We start from the raw sequence: 865 nt of genomic DNA, 5'->3' as shown, positions 1-865 counted from the left end.
CTCCCGTGTGGTATTTACCGGTATAGCCAATATTGGATCACAGTTTGTTAGGCAGCAAGTACAAGGAAGTATTGATTATTATATTGATAACGGAAAACCGGCAACAGAAGGTCGGGATGCAGCAGGTTTTACTTCTGCAGGCATGAGTATAAAATACAGCAATGTAGCCTATCCTGGTGATCATATAGAAAAGGTGTACTCGGTCAACTATTATGATACCTATCCCAATTACGATTTCAATTCTCCTTTTCCATCCAATATTCAGGGAGAAACAACACTTACAGGCTCTCCATCACCAGAGGGAAGAAGTACCAAAGGACTTCCTGTCATGAGCTTTGTTAAGAATATTGAAGATGATAACTGGACCAAGAATTATACTTATTATGATCTGAAAGGCAGAGTTATTGGAACACACTCTATCAATCACTTGGGAGGATATACCCGAACAGAATCTAAACTTGATTTTGCGGGAGTTCCTCAAATTGTTGTTACAAAACACAAAAGGCTGACTACGGATACTGAAAAAGTGATCACCGAGACTTTTACTTATGATCATCAGAACAGGCTCTTGGTTCATAAACACAAGATAGATTCTAATCCTGAAGAAATTCTTGCTCAGAATGATTATAATGAACTCTCACAGCTTACTACTAAAAAAGTGGGCGGAATCAGCCTTGGATCACCATTACAGACGGTTAATTATCAGTATAATATCCGAGGGTGGATGACGCAGATAAATGATCCTTCCAACTTAGGAAGCGATCTGTTTGGGTATAAAATCAACTACAATAAAGTAGAGGGGCAGGAAACACCCAACAATGATTATTCAGATTTAAAAGTAAAACCTAAATACAACGGGAACATT

1 pseudogene is annotated in these 865 nt (G+C 38.4%); it reads left to right on the top strand.

Annotated elements, in window-relative coordinates:
• Nucleotides 1–865: pseudogene (locus AC5YGG_RS20865) on the top strand (RHS repeat-associated core domain-containing protein); the annotation flags it as partial.

The sequence above is a fragment of the Chryseobacterium sp. CS2K3 genome (genome assembly GCF_059515185.1).
This window is presented reverse-complemented; position numbering and strand designations above follow the sequence as displayed.